The organism is Paenibacillus thiaminolyticus (assembly GCF_003591545.1).
In the GTDB taxonomy this organism is placed as follows: domain Bacteria; phylum Bacillota; class Bacilli; order Paenibacillales; family Paenibacillaceae; genus Paenibacillus_B; species Paenibacillus_B thiaminolyticus_A.
The window spans coordinates 73,204-90,815 of the sequence record NZ_QYZD01000011.1 but is presented as its reverse complement, the minus strand read 5'-3'; the positions used below and the strand labels follow the sequence as shown (position 1 = coordinate 90,815).

At 57.0% G+C, this 17,612-nt stretch carries 16 protein-coding genes; 10 read left to right on the top strand and 6 right to left on the bottom strand.

Features of this window, described 5'->3' with window-relative positions; all coding sequences use genetic code 11:
* Positions 1–3 precede the first annotated feature (3 nt).
* The gene (locus DQX05_RS13925; RefSeq protein WP_119794189.1) at positions 4–1,995 is read left to right on the top strand and encodes a glycoside hydrolase family 15 protein; all 1,992 of its coding nucleotides are present in this window, start codon (positions 4–6) and stop codon (positions 1,993–1,995) included.
* A gap of 121 nt (positions 1,996–2,116) precedes the next feature.
* Here DQX05_RS13925 and DQX05_RS13920 read toward each other — a convergent pair whose 3' ends face one another.
* Positions 2,117–2,695 carry a GNAT family N-acetyltransferase gene (locus DQX05_RS13920; RefSeq protein ID WP_119794188.1) on the bottom strand — a complete coding sequence of 193 codons (579 nt, stop codon included), beginning with the start codon at positions 2,693–2,695 and terminating at the stop codon, positions 2,117–2,119.
* Between the two features lie 19 nt (positions 2,696–2,714).
* Between DQX05_RS13920 and DQX05_RS32075 the strand changes: the two genes are divergently transcribed.
* The 3 genes from DQX05_RS32075 to DQX05_RS32065 are packed head-to-tail and all read left to right on the top strand — an operon-like array spanning position 2,715 to position 4,475.
* Complete coding sequence (locus DQX05_RS32075) at positions 2,715–3,089, top strand: SgrR family transcriptional regulator (protein WP_259391982.1); 375 nt, start codon at positions 2,715–2,717, stop codon at positions 3,087–3,089.
* On the top strand, positions 2,990–3,295 hold the full coding sequence (locus DQX05_RS32070) for a hypothetical protein (RefSeq protein ID WP_259391991.1): 306 nt from the start codon (positions 2,990–2,992) through the stop codon (positions 3,293–3,295). The genes DQX05_RS32075 and DQX05_RS32070 overlap by 100 nt, the downstream gene beginning before the upstream one ends.
* Positions 3,296–3,326: 31 nt before the next feature.
* Complete coding sequence (locus tag DQX05_RS32065; RefSeq protein WP_259391981.1) at positions 3,327–4,475, top strand: ABC transporter substrate-binding protein; 1,149 nt, start codon at positions 3,327–3,329, stop codon at positions 4,473–4,475.
* Between the two features lie 438 nt (positions 4,476–4,913).
* On the opposite strand, the gene DQX05_RS30780 is transcribed toward DQX05_RS32065, so the two are convergent.
* Both DQX05_RS30780 and DQX05_RS13910 read right to left on the bottom strand, forming a co-directional pair.
* Positions 4,914–5,054 carry a hypothetical protein gene (locus tag DQX05_RS30780; RefSeq protein WP_182914743.1) on the bottom strand — a complete coding sequence of 47 codons (141 nt, stop codon included), beginning with the start codon at positions 5,052–5,054 and terminating at the stop codon, positions 4,914–4,916.
* Between the two features lie 343 nt (positions 5,055–5,397).
* Positions 5,398–7,389 (bottom strand): S9 family peptidase, encoded by a 1,992-nt coding sequence (locus tag DQX05_RS13910; RefSeq protein WP_119794187.1) that lies wholly within the window; start codon positions 7,387–7,389, stop codon positions 5,398–5,400.
* A gap of 345 nt (positions 7,390–7,734) precedes the next feature.
* Here DQX05_RS13910 and DQX05_RS13905 point away from each other — a divergent pair, with 345 nt between their 5' ends.
* The 5 genes from DQX05_RS13905 to DQX05_RS13885 all read left to right on the top strand — a co-directional run bounded on the left by DQX05_RS13905 (position 7,735) and on the right by DQX05_RS13885 (position 13,233).
* Complete coding sequence (locus DQX05_RS13905; RefSeq protein ID WP_119794186.1) at positions 7,735–8,412, top strand: class I SAM-dependent methyltransferase; 678 nt, start codon at positions 7,735–7,737, stop codon at positions 8,410–8,412.
* Between the two features lie 72 nt (positions 8,413–8,484).
* Positions 8,485–9,570: a glycosyltransferase family 61 protein gene (locus DQX05_RS13900; RefSeq protein ID WP_119794185.1), complete on the top strand. Its 1,086-nt coding sequence runs from the start codon at positions 8,485–8,487 to the stop codon at positions 9,568–9,570.
* A gap of 155 nt (positions 9,571–9,725) precedes the next feature.
* A complete protein-coding gene (locus DQX05_RS13895; protein ID WP_119794184.1) occupies positions 9,726–10,367 on the top strand; it encodes an acetyltransferase in 642 nt (213 codons plus the stop codon).
* A gap of 27 nt (positions 10,368–10,394) precedes the next feature.
* A complete protein-coding gene (locus DQX05_RS13890) occupies positions 10,395–11,513 on the top strand; it encodes a DegT/DnrJ/EryC1/StrS family aminotransferase (RefSeq protein ID WP_119794183.1) in 1,119 nt (372 codons plus the stop codon).
* Between the two features lie 22 nt (positions 11,514–11,535).
* Positions 11,536–13,233 carry a DUF4214 domain-containing protein gene (locus DQX05_RS13885; RefSeq protein ID WP_119794182.1) on the top strand — a complete coding sequence of 566 codons (1,698 nt, stop codon included), beginning with the start codon at positions 11,536–11,538 and terminating at the stop codon, positions 13,231–13,233.
* A 25-nt stretch (positions 13,234–13,258) separates the two neighbouring features.
* On the opposite strand, the gene DQX05_RS13880 is transcribed toward DQX05_RS13885, so the two are convergent.
* Positions 13,259–14,422: a glycosyltransferase family 4 protein gene (locus DQX05_RS13880; RefSeq protein ID WP_119794181.1), complete on the bottom strand. Its 1,164-nt coding sequence runs from the start codon at positions 14,420–14,422 to the stop codon at positions 13,259–13,261.
* A 177-nt stretch (positions 14,423–14,599) separates the two neighbouring features.
* Here DQX05_RS13880 and DQX05_RS13875 point away from each other — a divergent pair, with 177 nt between their 5' ends.
* On the top strand, positions 14,600–15,712 hold the full coding sequence (locus DQX05_RS13875; RefSeq protein ID WP_119794180.1) for a glycosyltransferase family 4 protein: 1,113 nt from the start codon (positions 14,600–14,602) through the stop codon (positions 15,710–15,712).
* 63 nt (positions 15,713–15,775) lie between these two features.
* On the opposite strand, the gene DQX05_RS30300 is transcribed toward DQX05_RS13875, so the two are convergent.
* On the bottom strand, positions 15,776–16,441 hold the full coding sequence (locus DQX05_RS30300) for an alkaline phosphatase family protein (protein ID WP_147385185.1): 666 nt from the start codon (positions 16,439–16,441) through the stop codon (positions 15,776–15,778).
* Between the two features lie 68 nt (positions 16,442–16,509).
* Complete coding sequence (leuB, locus tag DQX05_RS13865) at positions 16,510–17,592, bottom strand: 3-isopropylmalate dehydrogenase (protein WP_119794178.1); 1,083 nt, start codon at positions 17,590–17,592, stop codon at positions 16,510–16,512.
* Positions 17,593–17,612: the final 20 nt, after the last annotated feature.

The following is a 17,612-nucleotide window of genomic DNA, read 5'->3' as shown; positions in this document are numbered from 1 at the left end:
ACGATGCCGAGACCGCTTGTCGTAGGCAACGGCAAGTTCCTTGTCAACCTGGACGATCGTTGCTCTGTCCGGGATATCTATTATCCGTATATCGGCCAGGTCAATCATGTCGGCGGCTACCGCTGCCGCACCGGCCTATGGGTGGACGGCCGGTTCAGCTGGCTGGAGGACGCCGCCTGGCGCGTCAGGCCGGCCTATGCCGAAGACTCCCTCGTTACCGAGGTGGAGGCCTGCCATGACGGCCTCGGCTTGACGCTGCGGATCAATGATGCCGTTCACCAGCGGGAAAATATCTTTCTGCGGCGCGTTCAATTGCGGAATGAAGCGGATAAGGAGCGGGAGATTCGGATTTTTTTCCATCAGGATCTGGCCATTAACGAGACCGAGGTGGGAGATACCGCGGCCTTCTACCCGGATAACCGGACCTTGTTCCACTACAAAAAAAACAGCTACTTCATGTTCAACGGCTTCTCCGACCAAGCGGAGGGAACAACAGCCGGCATATACGAATATACGACCGGGATCAAGCGGTTCCATCAGGCCGAGGGAACGTGGAAGGATGCGGAGGACGGCCATCTGATGGGCAATCCGATCGCGCAGGGCTCGGTGGATAGCACGTTCAGCCTGCGCCTGATCGTCCCGGGCGGCGGGATGCAGGAAGCCTATTACTGGTTCAGCGCCGGCAGCCGGCTGGAAGAGGTGAAGCGTCTTGATCGCTATGTGGCCGACAGCCACCCCGGGAGACTGATCGATCGGGTGCGCACCTATTGGCAGCGCTGGGCGAACAAGCGGAACAAGCCGTTCGCCGATCTGGAGCCGGATCTCGTGCGGCTTTACAAGCAGAGCCTGCTGGTGGTCCGTAGCCAGACGGACGTGAACGGTGCGATTATTGCCGCCAATGACACGGACATCATGCAGTTCAACCGGGATCATTACAGCTACATGTGGCCGAGAGACGGCGCGCTGGTCGCGCAGGCGATGTCCGCCGCGGGCTATCACGGCATGATCGCTCCCTTCTTCCGCTTCTGCGCGGATGCATTGACTGAGGACGGTTATTTGCTCCATAAATATAATCCGGACGGAACGGTCGGCTCCAGCTGGCATCCGTATCTGCATGACGGTAAGGAGCAACTGCCCATTCAGGAGGATGAGACTGCGCTCGTCCTGTATGCACTCTGGCAAGATTATGAGCTCCATGACGATATCGAATTGCCGCAATCGCTGTACCGGGCCTTCATCCGCAAGGCGGCGCGCTTCCTGCTCGAATACTCCGATGACCGCCTTGGCCTCCCCCGCCCGAGCTATGATCTGTGGGAAGAGCGGTACGGCATCTTCACCTTCACCTCCGCCGCTGTGTACGGAGGATTGACGGCGGCCGCCCGCTTCGCCGCCCTGTTCGGCGATGACGAGCGCTCGGACGCCTATGCGCGGGGGGCGGAGGAGATCAAGGCCGGGATGCTGCGGCATCTGTGGAACGAGGAACACGGCCGGTTCGCGCGCGGGCTGCATCGGGTCGACGGCCAATGGCGGCAGGATATGACGCCCGAGAGCAGCATCTTCGGCATCTTCGCCTTCGGCGTGCTGCCGCCGGACGATCCGCGCGTCGCCTCGACGATGCGCTCCTTGAGAAAGGCGCTGTCGGTTCGCAGCGCCACAGGCGGAATCGCGCGCTATTGGGGCGATTACTATTTCCAGCGCTGCTCCGACATGGAGGTGGCCCCCGGCAACCCTTGGATCATCTGCACGCTCTGGTTCGCCTGTTACGACATCGCCACCGCGACCTCGCTCGAACAGCTCGTATCGGCGCGCCGCACGCTGCGCTGGGTCGCCGATCACAGCCTGCCGAGCGGTCTGCTGCCGGAACAGCTCGATCCGTATGACGGCAGCCCCGTATCGGTCGCGCCGCTTACTTGGTCGCATGCGACTTATATCGATACGGTGCTCAAATATGTGGCTAAGTACGAGCAGCTCCAAGCTTCGCAAGCTTGCTCCTGATCCGATCTTCGCGCCTATGAACAAGCAGCCTGACGGCGGATTTTTGTCTCCCCGTCAGGCTGCTCTGCCAATAAGATATGCTTCTTTTCCCGTAATCTGTCCGAGGATCCCGTGCGCCGGGTCAGTCCGTGAACTCCGATTGCAGCATGCCCATATGGATAATATGGTGCCACGCTCCGTCGCGGAACAACGCTTCCCGGGAGACGCCTTCCCGGCGGAAGCCGATCTTCTCGTACAAGGCGATGGCTCTTGCATTGAAATCGAATACCCGCAGCGACACGCGGTGCAGATTCAGCTCGCGGAAGGCGTAGCACAGCAACAACGAGAGCGCCTCGCGTCCGTACCCCTTCCCCCAGTAATCCGGCTCGCCGATATCGATAATCAGCTCGGCGTTCCGGTTCTTCTCATCGATCGCGATAAGCGAAGTGACGCCGATCGGCTTGTCGTCCGCCGCATCTACGATAACGTATGATTTGGAAGCCGGAGAGCCAAGAATGACATTTTTCAGGAAGCCCGCCGTCTCCTCCTCCGTATATACGTCCATCGCCGGGTTCGTCCAATACATCGCTTCCGGCGTATTTCTCCACTTATGATACACGCCGACGTCCTGCTCCGTCATTTTGCGGAGCCTGATTCGCTCTGTTGCAAACAGGGTATAATCATGAGTCAAATGTCCCCTTTTACAATAGAGGTGAAACATGAACACCGATTAACTGGAAATGCGCACCCATTTCTATCCGCGCGAGTTGGAGGGCCGCGTCCGGTTCCGGCTGGACGAGCTGGCCGCGGTCTGGAAGTGCAGCAGCAAGCAAGCGAAGCGCAAATTAAAAAAACTGGATGAAAACGGCAGCTGCTCCTACATTCCCGGCAGGGGCAGGGGCAATTGCTCGGAGATCCGGTTCCGTTCCCTTTTTCAAGACGATCTGGACGCGGCGATCAGCCATAGTCTGCTTGCCAAAAATATGGATCTGTTGATGCATATTCTCCAGCTTCCTTGTCGAAGCAGTGGAGCGGTCAGCTGCTTCGCCCGATTCACGAGCTGCTGGGGGTTCAGGCACCGGACCCAATTACCGATGTGCTGCAGGCGATTGTGACCTTGCCCGTGACGAATCTCGATCCGGCCCAGGCATCCGTTACTTACGATCTGATGCTCGTCTCGCTCATCGGCGACACGCTGCTCCGGTATGATGCGAAGCAGGAGTGGCTGCTCCCTCATCTGGCTGCCGCCTGGGAGACGGACGCGGACTGCCGGACGTGGACCGTCTATCTGCGCAAGCCATCACCGCCGGCCGCTGACTAGCGGCGACGTCAAGTTCAGCCTGGAACGGTTGATGCACCCGAACTGCGCCAACCAGTGGCTGGCCGAGGATATCGGCACTGTCGACTGCATGAACCCACTCATCGTCCGGATTGTTCTGAAGCGCCCAAACCCGATGTTCGGCCGCTTCCTGGCTGCGGCGCCGACGACGATCGTGGCGGAGGATGCCCCTGTTCATGGCAGGCATTTCATCGGAACCGGCCCGTATATGCTCACCGAATGCAATCGGCTCAAAGCCGTGCTGGAAGCGTTCGATGATTATTTTGGGCTGCGGCCTTATATTGACACCGTCCAATTTTGGCATGTGCGGGCGGATGCCGCCCATCAGATCGGCTACCGCCTGGCCGGGACCGGCGCCCAATCTGAAGCGATGAGAACCGGCGATGAAGGCAAGGAGATAGAGCATGCGGCCGTGGAGGAGCGGGTCGAGCAAGGCTTCCGCTTCCTGTTGTTCAATACGAGGCACGCCAGGCTGATGCAGGACCGGGCGCTGCGGCACGCCATTCATGAGCTATGCGACGTGGAAGGGATGTGGCGCGATCTGGGCCGAAGCGGGCTCGTTCCGGCCTCGCATTTTGTTCTGGAAAAGAGTAAGCCGTTCGCACGGAGCCTGCGGCAGGCCCGGCACTGGCTTGCCCAGAGCAGCTATCAGGGCGGAGAAGTACATCTATCCCTGCTAGATCTGCCTGCGGCATGGGAGGAGGGGCTCTGGCTGAAGCGGCGGGCGGCACGGATCGGGCTCAATCTGGTTCTTCATCCGTATACGCTCGACGAGCTGTATGACAGCTCTGCCGGAGAGCGGATGGACTTAATCTTGTCCGGTTACGTCTCGACGCATGACCCGCTTCTGTCCATGATGGGAGCCTTCCATAACCCGGTGCTTCCTTTGCGAAAATGGATGGCTGACGAGCATATCGACCCCATCGACGGGATGCTGGAACAGATGAAGCAAGCGGCTCCTCTCGCGGGGGAAGCGCTTGGCGATAATATTATCCGCTATCTTCATGACAACATGCTGCTCGTCTTTCTGTATCATCCGCGGCATCAGCATCGCTTCGATCTGATGCTGCGGCACATTCAATTCGATCCCTTCGCCTTCCCCGATGTAACGGCGTTATGGGTGCGCCCGGCGTGGACGGCAGAGGGAAAGCGGCAGCTGTAGCAGACAGATGTAGCGGACAGATGTAGCGGACAGATGTAGCGCGACGGCTGTAGCGGACGGCTGTTCCGGGCACCGGCAGCATGAGCGGGCATCATATCCCGCCGCTTCTGGTCCCGGCGGAACCGCCACTCTAAGGCAATGATGAAAAAAGGCAAACTCGTAATCTCCGATTGGCCCAATAGAGGATGAGGCTATCCCTTTTTATCTCCAAGAGACAGCCCCATCCCCACTCCTCACAGCTCGACTGGCCGAAAAAAACTGCGAAAATGCAGTTTTTCCTTGTGCCGTGTGCTCCGTTAGAGGACTTCCTGCAAAACAGCATCAATTTCGGGATATCTGATGGATAATAGATAAAAATGGATGAAAATAATGTATTTTAGCAGGAATTCCATCCAATAACGCCTCAAATAGCGAAAATTGCTGCATTGGCGCAGGATTTTACTGGCCCATCATCTTTTGCCGCTTTTCCCGCTTCCGTTTTTCCGACACATTTTTCCCTTCCGCCTTCTCTGTCGGCCCCGTCGCTCCCTGCTCATCATCCCGCAAAATATCGGCTTCGGTGTCCGAGACTCCCTTCAATTTATACTAAATTTCATCCCGGTGTCCGAGACGTCCCGAAATTCATACGAATTTTCATGCCGGAGTCCAGGACGTCCCGCAATTCATACGAATTTTCATGCCGGAGCCCGAGACGTCCCGCAATTCATACGAATTTTCATGCCGGTGTCCGAGACGTCCCGCAATTCATGCGAAATTTCATGCCGGTGTCTGAAACGTCCCTCAATCAATTGATACAAACTTTCATCCCGGTGTCTGAGAAGGCGTCCTACACACCGCCCGACCGCAACAACGGCAAAAAGGCCGCATGCTCCGATCGCATGCGGCCCATCGCGGCCTGCGGCCATGCGGGCGCAGGCCGGCCTTAAACGTATTGCTTCATCCAGCCGGCAATCCGGTTCAGGCGCTCTACGCGCAGCTCGGGATGCCCGTTGCGCGACAGATCGTGGTTCGCGCCCGGGAACCGCACCAGTTGGGTTGTCTTGCCCAGACGCTTCAAGGCCACGTACAGCTGCTCGGCCTGCTCGATAGGGCAGCGCAGATCGTCCTCTCCGTGCAGAATCAGCAGCGGCGTCTGCACCTCATTTACATAAGCGAGCGGAGAATGCCTCCACAGCTTCTCCGGCTCCTCCCACGGCTGGGCGCAGATCTGATACTCGGTGAAGTAGTAGCCGATATCGCTGACGCCATAGAAGGAGAACCAGTTCGAGATCGAGCGCTGGGTGACGGCGCCCTTGAAGCGGTTCGTATGGCCGACAATCCAGTTGGTCATGAAGCCGCCGTAGCTGCCGCCGGTGACGCCGAGCCGCTCTTCATCCACGAAATCGTGGCGGGCGATGGCCTGATCCAGCGCCTCCATAATGTCCTCGTAATCCTTCCCTCCATAGTCTCCACGGCAAGCATCGACGAATTTCTGTCCGTAGCCGTGACTGCCGCGCGGATTCGTATACAGCACCGCGTAGCCCTGGGCGACAAGCAGCTGGAATTCATGCACGAACGAATTCGCGTACATCGTATGCGGACCGCCGTGAATCTCGACAATCGTCGGCACCTTGTCTCCCGCCGACACCCCTGGCGGCTTCATCATCCACGCATGCACCTTCCAGCCGTCGGAGGTCTCGATCCAGAACGATTCCGGCCGGCACAACTCCAGCTCCGCCAGGAAGTCTTCATTCGGGGCGGCCAGCCGGCGCTCTTCGCCCGTACGCGTATCCATCACGAACAGCTCTCCCGGCTGCAGCGGATCGGCCGAGATGAAGACGAGCCGCCGCCCATCCTTCGTCACCGTAAATTGGGTAATCTCCCGATCGCCGGAGGTCAGCACCTCATAGCCTCCCTTCAGCGGGAAGCGGGCGACCTGAACGCTGCCTTCCGCCGAGACGAGCGAGTAGACGGCGGAACCGTCCGGCGTGAAGACGGGAGCAGAAGACCCGCCCGCCTTCATGTCGGTCACGGCCGCATTGCCGAGATACAGATCGAGATCGGCGGTTACGCACACGGTGGCTCCCCCCGCGGCCGGTACGGCAAAGAGGCGGATTAAGGTCGCGTTCTCATATTGGCGGTCATGACCGAAGAACGCGATCGTCTGTCCGTCAGGCGAGAAGGCGAGCTTGCCGATGACAAGACCGGATTCGGTCACGCGGCGGCAAGAGTGGTCCTCGCAGTTCACGATGAAGATGTCTTGCGTGAAGACGAGATCCGGGTCGACTGCTTCATCCTCTATGCGCTTGGCGGAGAAGGCGGCATGAACGCCGTCCGGCGACCAGGTGAAATCATAGATATCGTAAGCTCCGGAAGTCAATTGAACGGTCGAGCCCGATTCGGGATGAAAAACAAATAAATGCGTGCGCTTGCCGTCCAGCAATCCTTTGCCGTCCGCCTTGTATTTCAGCCGATCGACGACGAGCGCCTGCTTGCCTGGCTTCTTCTGGCCGTCTTCCTGCTGCTCCTTCTCTTCGCGCTTAGCCGGATCGATGCTTGATGTATATAACAGGCGGGAACCGTCCGGTGACCAGGCAAATGCGCTGACGCCGGACTCCGCGTCCGTAATCGCTTCCGCTTCGCCGCCATCGGCAGCCATCGTCCAAATCTGTTGGTGCTTCCCCTTCTTGCGCAGGAAGCCCAGCTTCGTCCCGTCCGGCGACCAGACAGGCGCGCTGTCCTGCTCTCCGTTCGTGAATGCCTTGCTCTTGGTTCCGTCTGCTGCCGTGATATGTATGCGTGAGCGGTATCCGCTCTTCTCCTCATTGACCTGCTTCGATACATAAGCAATCGTTCCGTCCTGCGGATTGACGGCCGGATCGCTTACCCATACGAACCGGTATAAATCTTCCGCTGTGATGGCACGCTGATCCATCGTAACACCTCCCATGATTGATATACATAGTATGGCACCCCTTCCCTGTATAAGACAAGCCCAAGAGGGCAAAGTCCCGCGGGCAGATTGCCCCGGACCGATATGTCCCCCTTCGATTCGTTCACAACCAGATGCTTTCCCCTTCGCTACCAGTTATTTGGGCCCCTTCCGGGCTGACATTCGCCCCCCTCTTCTCCTGCCCGCTTTCCGCTCTCTCCCCGTCGCGGCAACCACGTCCGAATTGTGCTTCTCCCCCCCTTTTAGCTGCCCTTGCCGCCTTTCCTCCCCCTGCATACTCTATTCAATGACTCTACTATTCTATAAATATAAAGGCGGTGTTTCAGGATGGAATGGAACTATCACCAGCCCGTGTTCGCGTCAGATTCCGCACCGGAGCTGCCGCAACTTTTCATGACGAATGGGGCCTGGACCGGCCATCGCCGGTTCGCGTATGATCTGATCCGCTTCACCCGGCCTCGCATCATCGCGGAATTGGGCACCTTGTACGGGACCTCGTTCTTCGCCTTCTGTCAGGCGGTGAAGGACGGACAACTGAACTCCCACTGCTTCGCCATCGATTCGTGGCGGGGCGATCCGCATGTCGGCATCTATAACGATAGCGTCTTTCATGCGGTTCAGGCCGTTACGGCCCGCGAATTTCCGCATATCGGCATCTTGGTGCGGAGCGACTTCAACGGAGCCGCAAATTATTTCGCAGACGGATTTATCGACATCCTCCATATTGACGGGTATCATACCTACGAAGCGGTTCGTAATGACTATATAACTTGGCTTCCGAAGCTGGCCCGGAACGGAATCGTATTGTTCCATGACATTGTCATCCGCATGGGAGATTTCGGTGTATACCGGCTGTGGGAAGAGCTTCAGGGACATCCCCATATCACATTCACTCATTCATGCGGACTTGGCGTTCTGTTCCCCAAAGGATGTCCTGCCGATTGGCTGCCGCTGATCGAGAATCAGGAAGCGCTTGTGGTGAACTATGCCGCGAGACAACTGTAGACGGACTTCTGGGGCGTTACCCGTTCCTCTGCCGCAAGACAGCAGCCAATCTGCACAAGGAGGGCTGGATTAATGAATACAATCCCGAATCTTTACTATCACCGGACGCGAGACTGGGCTGCCGGGTATGCCTTTGATATTCAATCGCTGCAAGAGCGGTACAAAATCATTTACCCGGAGGAAACCGCCGTCTTGCCTGCGCCCAAAGGGGTGGACTTGCCCCGTTGGCCACCGCTATGCCGCTTCGATGAGGCCTTCGTGGCAGTCATCCCGGAAGGAAGAGTCATGACGGGGTGCGGGTACGTTGTTACCCCCGACCACCGCCGGCTTCTTGACGTGGAACTTGCCTATCCCTACCCGTTCAACGAGCTTCCTCCGCCGCAATATACAACCGAAACCGTGGCCACGTTGATGTGGGGCTGGAATATTCCCGGTTCCGCATATACACATGCCATTTTCGGGCATTGGTTTTTTGACATTTTGCCTCGAATTCATCTGCTGGAACAGAGCGGAATCGCTATCGACAAATATTTGATTGGGCAACTGACTCATCCCTTTCAATATGAATCGCTGCAAATGCTCGGTTTTCCAATGGATAAGTTAATTCAAGTTGACCGGAACGACTTCCATCTGGCCGCGCGCAAGCTGGTCGTGCCTGCCGTCCCGTTCGTTCTGGGCGGATGTCCCCGTTGGGCCAATCCGTTCATCCGCTCCCGCCTGAAAGACGCTCATTCCATTCCTCCCCGTCCCGGCTATGAACGAATCTATGTCAGCCGGCAGGATGCGCACGTCCGTCACGTCATCAATGAAGAGGAAGTTATGCAAGTGCTGGCCGAGTTAGGCTTTGTCCGCATTGTGCTGACCCCGCTGTCCACGGCGGATAAAATTGCAATCTATTCTTCCGCTCACATTATCGTCTCTCCGTTCGGAAGCGGAAGCATTAATACCGTGTTTTGCAATCCAGGCTCTACCCTGATTGAACTGACGCCTGTTACGGTTATGGATGGTTACTTCTGGAAAATAAGCAATCATGCCGGGATGAACTACTTCGAGGTGCTCTGTAATATCGAGCAGCCGCCGAAGCCGGTTGGCGGGGCCGATAACCTGATCGTAGACATTGACAAGCTGAAGCGCGTGCTTCATATGGCAGGAATCTAGCTGCCCCATGCCGTTATCAATGCTGTCCGTACCAGTCCCCTTCTCTCTATCGACAAATAACTAATTTGTCTCTCATACTACCGATGGCCTAGTCTTCTGCTAGCTTGGAATCATACACATACCATATCCAATCCGATTGACAGGAGGAATGAGCCTTGTCTGACAGCCAGCGGACAATCGTTATCGGGGCGGGAGGGCATGCCAGAGTCATCATTGACATTCTTCGCGCCGATCCCGCCGTCGACCTTGTCGGCTGCACTTCCGTGGCCGGAAGCGGCTGCGTGGGCGGAGTTCCCGTCCTGGGGGATGATTCGATCCTGCCGGAGATGTATGCGCAAGGGGTCCATCAGGCATTCGTGGCCATCGGCGACAACCGCATTCGCAGGAAGATGGCCCGCATCGCCGCGGACATCGGCTACACCCTTATCAACGCACTCAGCCGATACGCCTATATTTCCCCCTCGGCAAGCCTTGGGTCAGGCATCGCCATTATGCCCGGGGCGGTGGTCAATGCGGAAGCCTGCATACAGGATTATGCCATCGTCAACACCGGCGCATCTGTCGATCACGAATCCGTTATCGGAGAAGCATGCCATATCGCTCCGGGAAGCCATTTATCCGGCAACGTGCAGATCGGGGAAGGCTCCTTTCTTGGGACCGGAACCCAGGTGATTGACGGCATCGCGGTCGGAGCATGGTCGGTTCTGGGGGCAGGCGCCGTTGTCGTCCGCAATATTCCCGATCACTGCCTCGCCGTAGGGGTGCCGGCCCGCGTCATCAAATATTTTGATCGTTAAGCAGTCTTGAATGTCGGAGGGAGATACATGAAGAAATATTATCCTATAGCAGCTCCGGTTCTGAACGGGAATGAAAAAAAATATGTAGCCGATTGTCTCGATTCGACGTGGATTTCTTCCAACGGTTCGTATCTGGGCATGTTCGAGCAGCAATTCGCCGCTTTCTGCCAGACGAAGTATGCAATTACCTGCAGCAACGGTACGACCGCGCTCCATCTGGCGCTCATCGCGCACGGAGTCGGGCCGGGGGATGAAGTAATTGTCCCGACGCTGACATTCGCCGCTACCGCGAATGCCGTCGTGTATTGCGGAGCGACACCGGTGTTCGCCGACTCGGAGCCGGAGACCTGGAACATAGATCCCGAGGCGGTCGTGCGCAAGATTACGCCCCGAACGAAGGGCATTATTGCCGTCCATCTATACGGGCATCCCGCTCATATGGATCCGATTATGCAAGCGGCACAGGAGCATGATTTATTTGTCATCGAGGATGCCGCCGAAGCCATCGGCGCCGAATACAAAGGAAGAAGAGCGGGCTCTCTCGGCCATACGGCCGCCTTCAGCTTATTCGGCAATAAAATCATTACGACGGGCGAAGGCGGCATCATTACCACGGATAATGACGATATTGCCGAGAAAATTCGCCTGTTCAAAGGGCAGGGCATGGATAAGTCCCGAAAATATTGGCATACGGTCATTGGCTACAATTATCGCATGACCAATATCCAGGCCGCGATCGGCTGTGCGCAGCTGGAAAATATCGATTGGCATATACAGCAGCGTATTCGGGTTGCAATGCATTACTACGACAGCTTGCAATATGATGAACGGATCACGCTTCCGGTCCAGAAGGTATGGTCCAAAAACGTCTATTGGATGATGAGCGTCGTATTGAACGGGTTCCCGGAAGCGACCCGCGACCGGGTCATGGAGCGGTTGAAGGAGGATGGCATCGAGACGAGACCGTTCTTCTACCCGATGCACATTCTTCCGCCGTATCGGCATCTGCAGCCGCATACGGAGTTCCCGGTAGCGAACCGAATCGCTGCGCAAGGGATGAACTTGCCGAGCCACGGGGAATTGACCGAAGAGGACATTCATTGGATCGGCGGGAAGCTGCAGCGCGTGTTAGACAAGGAATCCTAGAGCTGGGAAGGGAGGGAGAAGGTTGAGCCGTCATTATCGAATCATTCATCATCTATATGAGCTGATGAGACGGGAAGGGAATGATTTTGTCCGACATATGTACCTTCAGATGCTTCACCGTGAGCCGGGCGAAGCCGAGCTGCATCATTACGTTAGTCTTCTATCCCTGCGAACAGACAAGTCCTGGATCGCGATGAGCGTTCTGTGCAGTGAAGAAGCCGAACAGCTGTATCACCGCCCGGCCATCTCGCTGATTCCTCAGCAGCAGGGCACCATCGCTAGCCGTGTTCAATCCTTTTATATTGCCGAACCGCTCTTTTTCCTTCACTCTTTATATGCAGAACTGCTCGGGCGTGCCCCTGATCCAGCCGGGTTGGAGGGTCATTCGCGCACTCTCTCTTCCGGCGCCTCGCGCAAGACCCTGCTGAGTGCCTTCGCCAAATCGGAGGAATGCCAGCGGCTTCTGTCCGGGCCGGTTCTCCCTGACCTTCCGCTGCAGCCGCAGCCGGCAGCTGCGGCGGGATGGGGAGGAAGCTCCCCCGTGACGCAAATCGGCATCTTCCTGGGCTACCCCCATCCCCTGGCCCTCGACGGCGAAGGGATCGGAAGATTTCTGTACCGGCTTATCGAGGGCTTGCTGACGATACGGCACGATACGGTCGTCCATATTGCAGCTACACATTATAATGAAGCGGACACCCGCAACACCTTCAATGGCTTGAATGCCCGCTTTCCGGGCCGCTGCCGGATTGTCGGCTCCAATAACATGGGCTGGATCAACGATCATGTTCCCGTCGACATCTGGATCGTCCCGATCGTCTCGCTCGATCTGGCCCTGCATCTGAAGAAGCCGTACATCCTATGCCTTCATGATCTCGTCCATCACCAATTTTCGGAGTTATATTACACATATCACGCGGAGTTCTGCGACCGGGTGAACCGCACTGCCTATTATGTAATGGAGAGGGCTGCGGCCATCGTATCGAGCTCTCAATATGTCCGGCTGCATCACGCGGTTGCCCTGGGAGGAACGCCTCTGGCCAAGACCCACGTCATTCGGCTGGCCCCGCCCAGCAGCGAATACCAGTCCTTCCCGCCTGTTCCCGAAGCGGCATTCCGGGCGGCCTATCAGCTCTTCGAGCCTTATATTGTATTCCCGACGGTCCTCCGTCTTCACAAAAACTTCGAGCGCCTCATCGCCGCCTTTCTCCGTTACAGGCATTCGCCAGACGGATTCGTATCTCGCCTGCGTCTCGTGTTCACGGACGACTTGGTCAACAACCCGAAGCGAGCCGAAGTGATGCAGCTTCTTCAGCAGTGCCGGAATAAGGAAATCCGGAGCAGTGTCCGCTTTATCGGCCGCATTCCAAAATCCCATATTCCTTCTTTGTATCAGTATTCAGTCGGCACCATTGTCCCCACGCTGTTCGAGGGCAGTTGCCCATTTCCGATACTGGAATCATTGACGATGGGAACTCCGGTAGCTGTCAGCCAGCTTGAAGTTACGAAAGAACTGATTCAGGATATGGAAGGATTTCTGGCCTTCAATCCGTATTCGCTGGAGGAAATGGAGGCTGCTATCCGCGGGCTGTGGCTGCACCGGAATCAATTGCTGCCGCGTCAGCAGTCCGCGATAACCCAGGCGATGCAGCGCTCCTGGAACGATGTCGCCGCCGAATATTACGCCCTTATCCAGCACGTCGCGGCGGCAGGCGGCTGAGAAGCGTCTGCCTTTACATCCGCCCTTATATACGGTGATATTTCTGGTAGGCGCGATGGAAGACGAGAATGTATTTAAGGGCGATATCGTCCCAAGTCTCGGAAGGATCGTGGATGCCAGCCATCGCGGAAGCTTTATAATGCGCGTAATTGCCGAACAGCTGTTCAAGCGCCCTTGCGATAGCGTCTGGCGATTCCGGGTCGAACCAGACGACCTCGGCGCTATGCCTTGACAGATGCTCGCGCATGACAGGGATGTCGGAGCACAGCACTGGCACGCCCAGCTTCAATGCTTCTTCCACGGGGTAGCTCCCGCCGCCTTCCGACAGGCTCGGCATAATCAGCGCCTGAGCCTGGCGCACGAGCGGAATGACATCGTTGTCCGGGACGAAGCCGAGCGGATAAATATGATCGTCCAGCCTAAGACCCGTCCGGTGGATGAGCGACACCAGTGTCGGAATGTACAGCTGATCCGGCCAGAGCGGCGGCACGCTTCGCAGCAGCTCCGTATTATGCCCGAACAAAATAAGCGGAATAGGATGCTTTTCGCGAAACCGGGAGTAAGCCAGCAGCAGATTGTAATGGTTTTTGTGCGGAGAAATATTGCTCGGGTACAAAATATAGTGCTGCGGGATGCGGGCAGCAAGGCCAGGACTCAATTCACCTGCCTCCAATGTCGGGGCAGGCACTATCGCATGCTCGATCACGGTGGCGGCTTCGCATGCAGGGCCGAAATGCTGAATTAGCCTGCCCTTGACATGATGGGAGGAGACGACGACTGACGTCATGTTATCCAACCATTCCTTGGCGGCCCTCCAGACATGCGTCACGACGGAGCCGCTTAAAAACGGAGGCACATAATCCAGCACCGTCGTATCATGGAAGGTGCAGATCGTCGGCATCCCAATCGGAACATATTCGGGCCCATGCGGCCAAAAAAAATAAACGACATGCGTATCCTGAAGAAGGGCCTGCCCTTCCGCCGACTGAATGCTTCCACTGAAATAGGCAATCTCCATATTCGGATAGCTTATGCCGTTCACACGCTCGCGGAATCGCGTCTCGGCGGAGATGACGAGCCTGACCCGCTCGATGCCTGCTTGCCTGGCCATGGCAGGCAGCAAATTCGACAGCAGCCGGGCCCCCCCGCCTACGGAAATCAGATTTGCGCACCATATCACAATCTTCATATCGCCGGTCCTCCTCGCTGCATATGAACCTTGTTCAGAATTCCATCCTCAGCATCCTTAATGAATATGCGGGGCATAGCCCGGAAATGTACGGACAGCGTCATCCTCCATGCCGCGTGTATACAATAATAAAATTACTGATGATTAAGAATGGAAACGTAAGGGAGGCAATGTTCGATGGCTCAAATTGTGTGGCACGGCAATGCATTCGATTCGACCGGTTATGCGAAGGCGACAAGGCAATATGTGATGGCTCTCCACGCTCGCGGAGCCGACGTGAAGCTCATCAGCCATTCCGCCCTTCCTCCAACCGAGCTTCCGCGGGACCAGCGGGACGTCTTGGAGCATCTGAAGGCCAAGCCTCCGACAGTCGGACCGCGGATTCATATTTATCACTACATTCCAGAGCTGTGGCGAAGAAGAATTCGTCCCTCCTTGGGATTCACCTATTGGGAAACCTCAAAAATACCGGACTCTTGGGTTCGGCAAGCGAATCAAATGAACGGCGTATTTTTACCCAGCACGCATAATATCAGCGTATTCCGCAATTCAGGCGTTACAGTACCCTTGGTTTACATACGGCCATGCTTGATGGAGCCGTACCGTCCGCCTTCCCCTCAGGCTGCGCCGCCCTATATTCACGCCTTGCCCCCGTTTCGATTCCTCAGCGTCTGCTCCTGGATTGAGCGCAAGGGAATCGACGTGCTGTTGAAGGCATTCTGGAACGAGTTCACGGCGGCCGATCAAGTATGCCTCATTATCAAATCGGCCGGCAACGCAGACGTGCTGCAGGAAGTCGAGCGGCTGAAGCAGGAACAGCGGCTTCCCCATGTTCCCGCTCCGGTCTATATTGATCTGGAGCTTCGCAGCGAGCTGGAAATGGATGCGTTATACCGGAACAGCCATGCCTTCGTCCTGTCAAGCCGGGGAGAGGGCGTCGGATATCCGGCGCTGGAAGCGGCGATGAGAGGCGTCCCGGTTATTACGACCGGATGGGGCGGCCATATGGATTTCTTAAATGAGTACAACAGCTACGTCATCCCCTATCATCTGGTGCCCGTCAAGCCGCAGCATTATTACAGCGGGTATCAAGCCGATCAGCTGTGGGCGGAGCCGTCGGGCAGCGAACTGCAGCGCATTCTGCGCCACGTCCTGTCGCACTATGACGAGGCCACGCTGAAGGGACAGATCGCGAAGCAGCATACAATGGCGCATTTCTCGCCCGACAATGCGGCACAGGAGCTCCTTCAGGCGCTGTCTGGATTGACGCGCCGTTCATTTACCCGTTAAGCGCCATGAAGTGCCAGCGTCTATCTAGCGTTTTTTCACGTCTTTGCCATAACTATCCGTTGCCTATGGTCTATAGCCTAGGGCTGCTGCCACGACGGCAGCCGTATCCTTGAAGGTCAAGCCTTCCAGATTGGCGTTCGGGTTGACGTACGGTCCGATTGCCGCCCAGAAGATCGTCCAATCCATCGGATGATCGCTTCCGTGATTATAGGCATTCTCCCCGCCGCCACCATGATCGGTGACGAACAGGATGAGACTGTCCTCCAGCCACCCCCTGCAATCGATGGCCACAATACGGAGCAAGCGCTCCTCCGCCACTGCAATCGCCTGATGCTGCGGAGGCGTATCGTACCCGCTCTGGTGGCCAAGCGCATCGGGGGCATCCAGGGCGATATAGAGCAGGCGGACATCCTCCGCCGCCCCGATATATTCACAGGCCGCATCCGTCAGCTCCGAGTCCGAAGCGCAATGCTTATGCACGCCGATCCCCTCTTCCACCAGGCCGTAATTAATCGGTGGCCAGGCGGTGAACGAAGCTAACGTCCACCCCGGGTGCCGCTCGCGCGCAAGCGGAAAAAGAACGGATACGCCGAGTCGAGCGGAAATCTCTCGGTGCAGACGGTTAACCCTAAAAGTGAAAAATTCGCATCCTTCTTTTAAAAGAAAACCAGCAATAAAAAATGCATGCAACCCTTGTACCCGGCAGATACAAGAATCGCATGCTTCCATGCTTGCCTCCCGTCAGGAGACAGGCCTTCCTATGACTTGTCCATTGAATTGTCCATGTCTGATGCCGATCAGGCACGCTTCATGGCTGCGATAATCAAATCGCCCATCGCCGCCGTCCCGATCGCCTTTGATGTATCGGTCGCGATATCCCCGGTGCGGTGTCCGGCGTCCAGCACTTCCTTGACCGCGTTCTCAATCGATTGCGCGGCATCTTCGTAGCCGAACGTGAGGCGGAACATCAGCGCTACCGACAAAATGGTCGCGATCGGATTCGCCGCGCCTTGGCCCGCAATGTCAGGTGCGGAGCCATGAACCGGCTCGTAGAGGCCGAAGCTGCCTTCTCCGAGCGAAGCGGAGGACAGCATGCCGATGGATCCCGTCAGCATGGCGGCTTCATCGCTCAAAATATCTCCGAACATATTTTCCGTCACGATGACATCGAAGCTTGACGGCCGGCGCAGTAATTGCATGGCGCAGTTGTCGACGAGCACATGCTCCAGCTCGACATCCGGATAGTCCGGAGCGATACGATTCACCGTCTCGCGCCAGAGGCGTGATGTCTCCAGCACATTCGCCTTGTCAACCGAGGCGAGCTTCTTGCGGCGCTTCTGTGCAATCTCGAACGCCTGGCGCACGATACGCTCCACTTCCTGCACATTATAGACGCAGGTATCGACCGCCTCTTGCCCGTGCTCGCCCTCGCGGCGCAACTTCTCGCCGAAATAGATGCCCCCGGTCAACTCGCGCACAACGATGAGGTCTGTTCCCTCCAGCACTTCCGGCTTCAAGGTGGAAGCATCCTTCAAGCAGTCGAAGATGACCGCCGGACGGATATTCGAGAACAAGCCAAGCGCCTTGCGAATGCCGAGTAACCCGGTCTCCGGACGGAGCTCCTTCGGATTGCTGTCCCATTTCGGTCCGCCGACCGCCCCGAGCAGCACCGCGTCCGCCGCTTGGCACATCTGAAGCGTATCCTCCGGAAGCGGGGTTCCCTTCTCGTCAATAGCAATGCCGCCGAACAAGCCGTGGCTTGTCTCGAAGGCATAGCCGAACAGCTCCTCCGTGCGCTTCAATACTTTCTCCGCTTCGCGGACGACTTCCGGGCCGATGCCGTCTCCGGCGATTACCGCGATTTTCTTCACTTCCGCCATGCCAGTCACTCCTCGTGTCA

Excerpts from the sequence above, each read along its gene's own strand:
- DQX05_RS13925 (WP_119794189.1), top strand. The coding sequence starts at position 4 with ATGCCGAGACCGCTTGTCGTAGGCAACGGCAAGTTCCTTGTCAACCTG.
- DQX05_RS13920 (WP_119794188.1), bottom strand. The coding sequence starts at position 2,695 with ATGTTTCACCTCTATTGTAAAAGGGGACATTTGACTCATGATTATACC.
- DQX05_RS32075 (WP_259391982.1), top strand. The coding sequence starts at position 2,715 with ATGCGCACCCATTTCTATCCGCGCGAGTTGGAGGGCCGCGTCCGGTTC.
- DQX05_RS32065 (WP_259391981.1), top strand. The coding sequence starts at position 3,327 with ATGCACCCGAACTGCGCCAACCAGTGGCTGGCCGAGGATATCGGCACT.
- DQX05_RS13910 (WP_119794187.1), bottom strand. The coding sequence starts at position 7,389 with ATGGATCAGCGTGCCATCACAGCGGAAGATTTATACCGGTTCGTATGG.
- DQX05_RS13905 (WP_119794186.1), top strand. The coding sequence starts at position 7,735 with ATGGAATGGAACTATCACCAGCCCGTGTTCGCGTCAGATTCCGCACCG.
- DQX05_RS13900 (WP_119794185.1), top strand. The coding sequence starts at position 8,485 with ATGAATACAATCCCGAATCTTTACTATCACCGGACGCGAGACTGGGCT.
- DQX05_RS13890 (WP_119794183.1), top strand. The coding sequence starts at position 10,395 with ATGAAGAAATATTATCCTATAGCAGCTCCGGTTCTGAACGGGAATGAA.
- DQX05_RS13880 (WP_119794181.1), bottom strand. The coding sequence starts at position 14,422 with ATGAAGATTGTGATATGGTGCGCAAATCTGATTTCCGTAGGCGGGGGG.
- DQX05_RS13875 (WP_119794180.1), top strand. The coding sequence starts at position 14,600 with ATGGCTCAAATTGTGTGGCACGGCAATGCATTCGATTCGACCGGTTAT.
- DQX05_RS30300 (WP_147385185.1), bottom strand. The coding sequence starts at position 16,441 with ATGGAAGCATGCGATTCTTGTATCTGCCGGGTACAAGGGTTGCATGCA.
- leuB (WP_119794178.1), bottom strand. The coding sequence starts at position 17,592 with ATGGCGGAAGTGAAGAAAATCGCGGTAATCGCCGGAGACGGCATCGGC.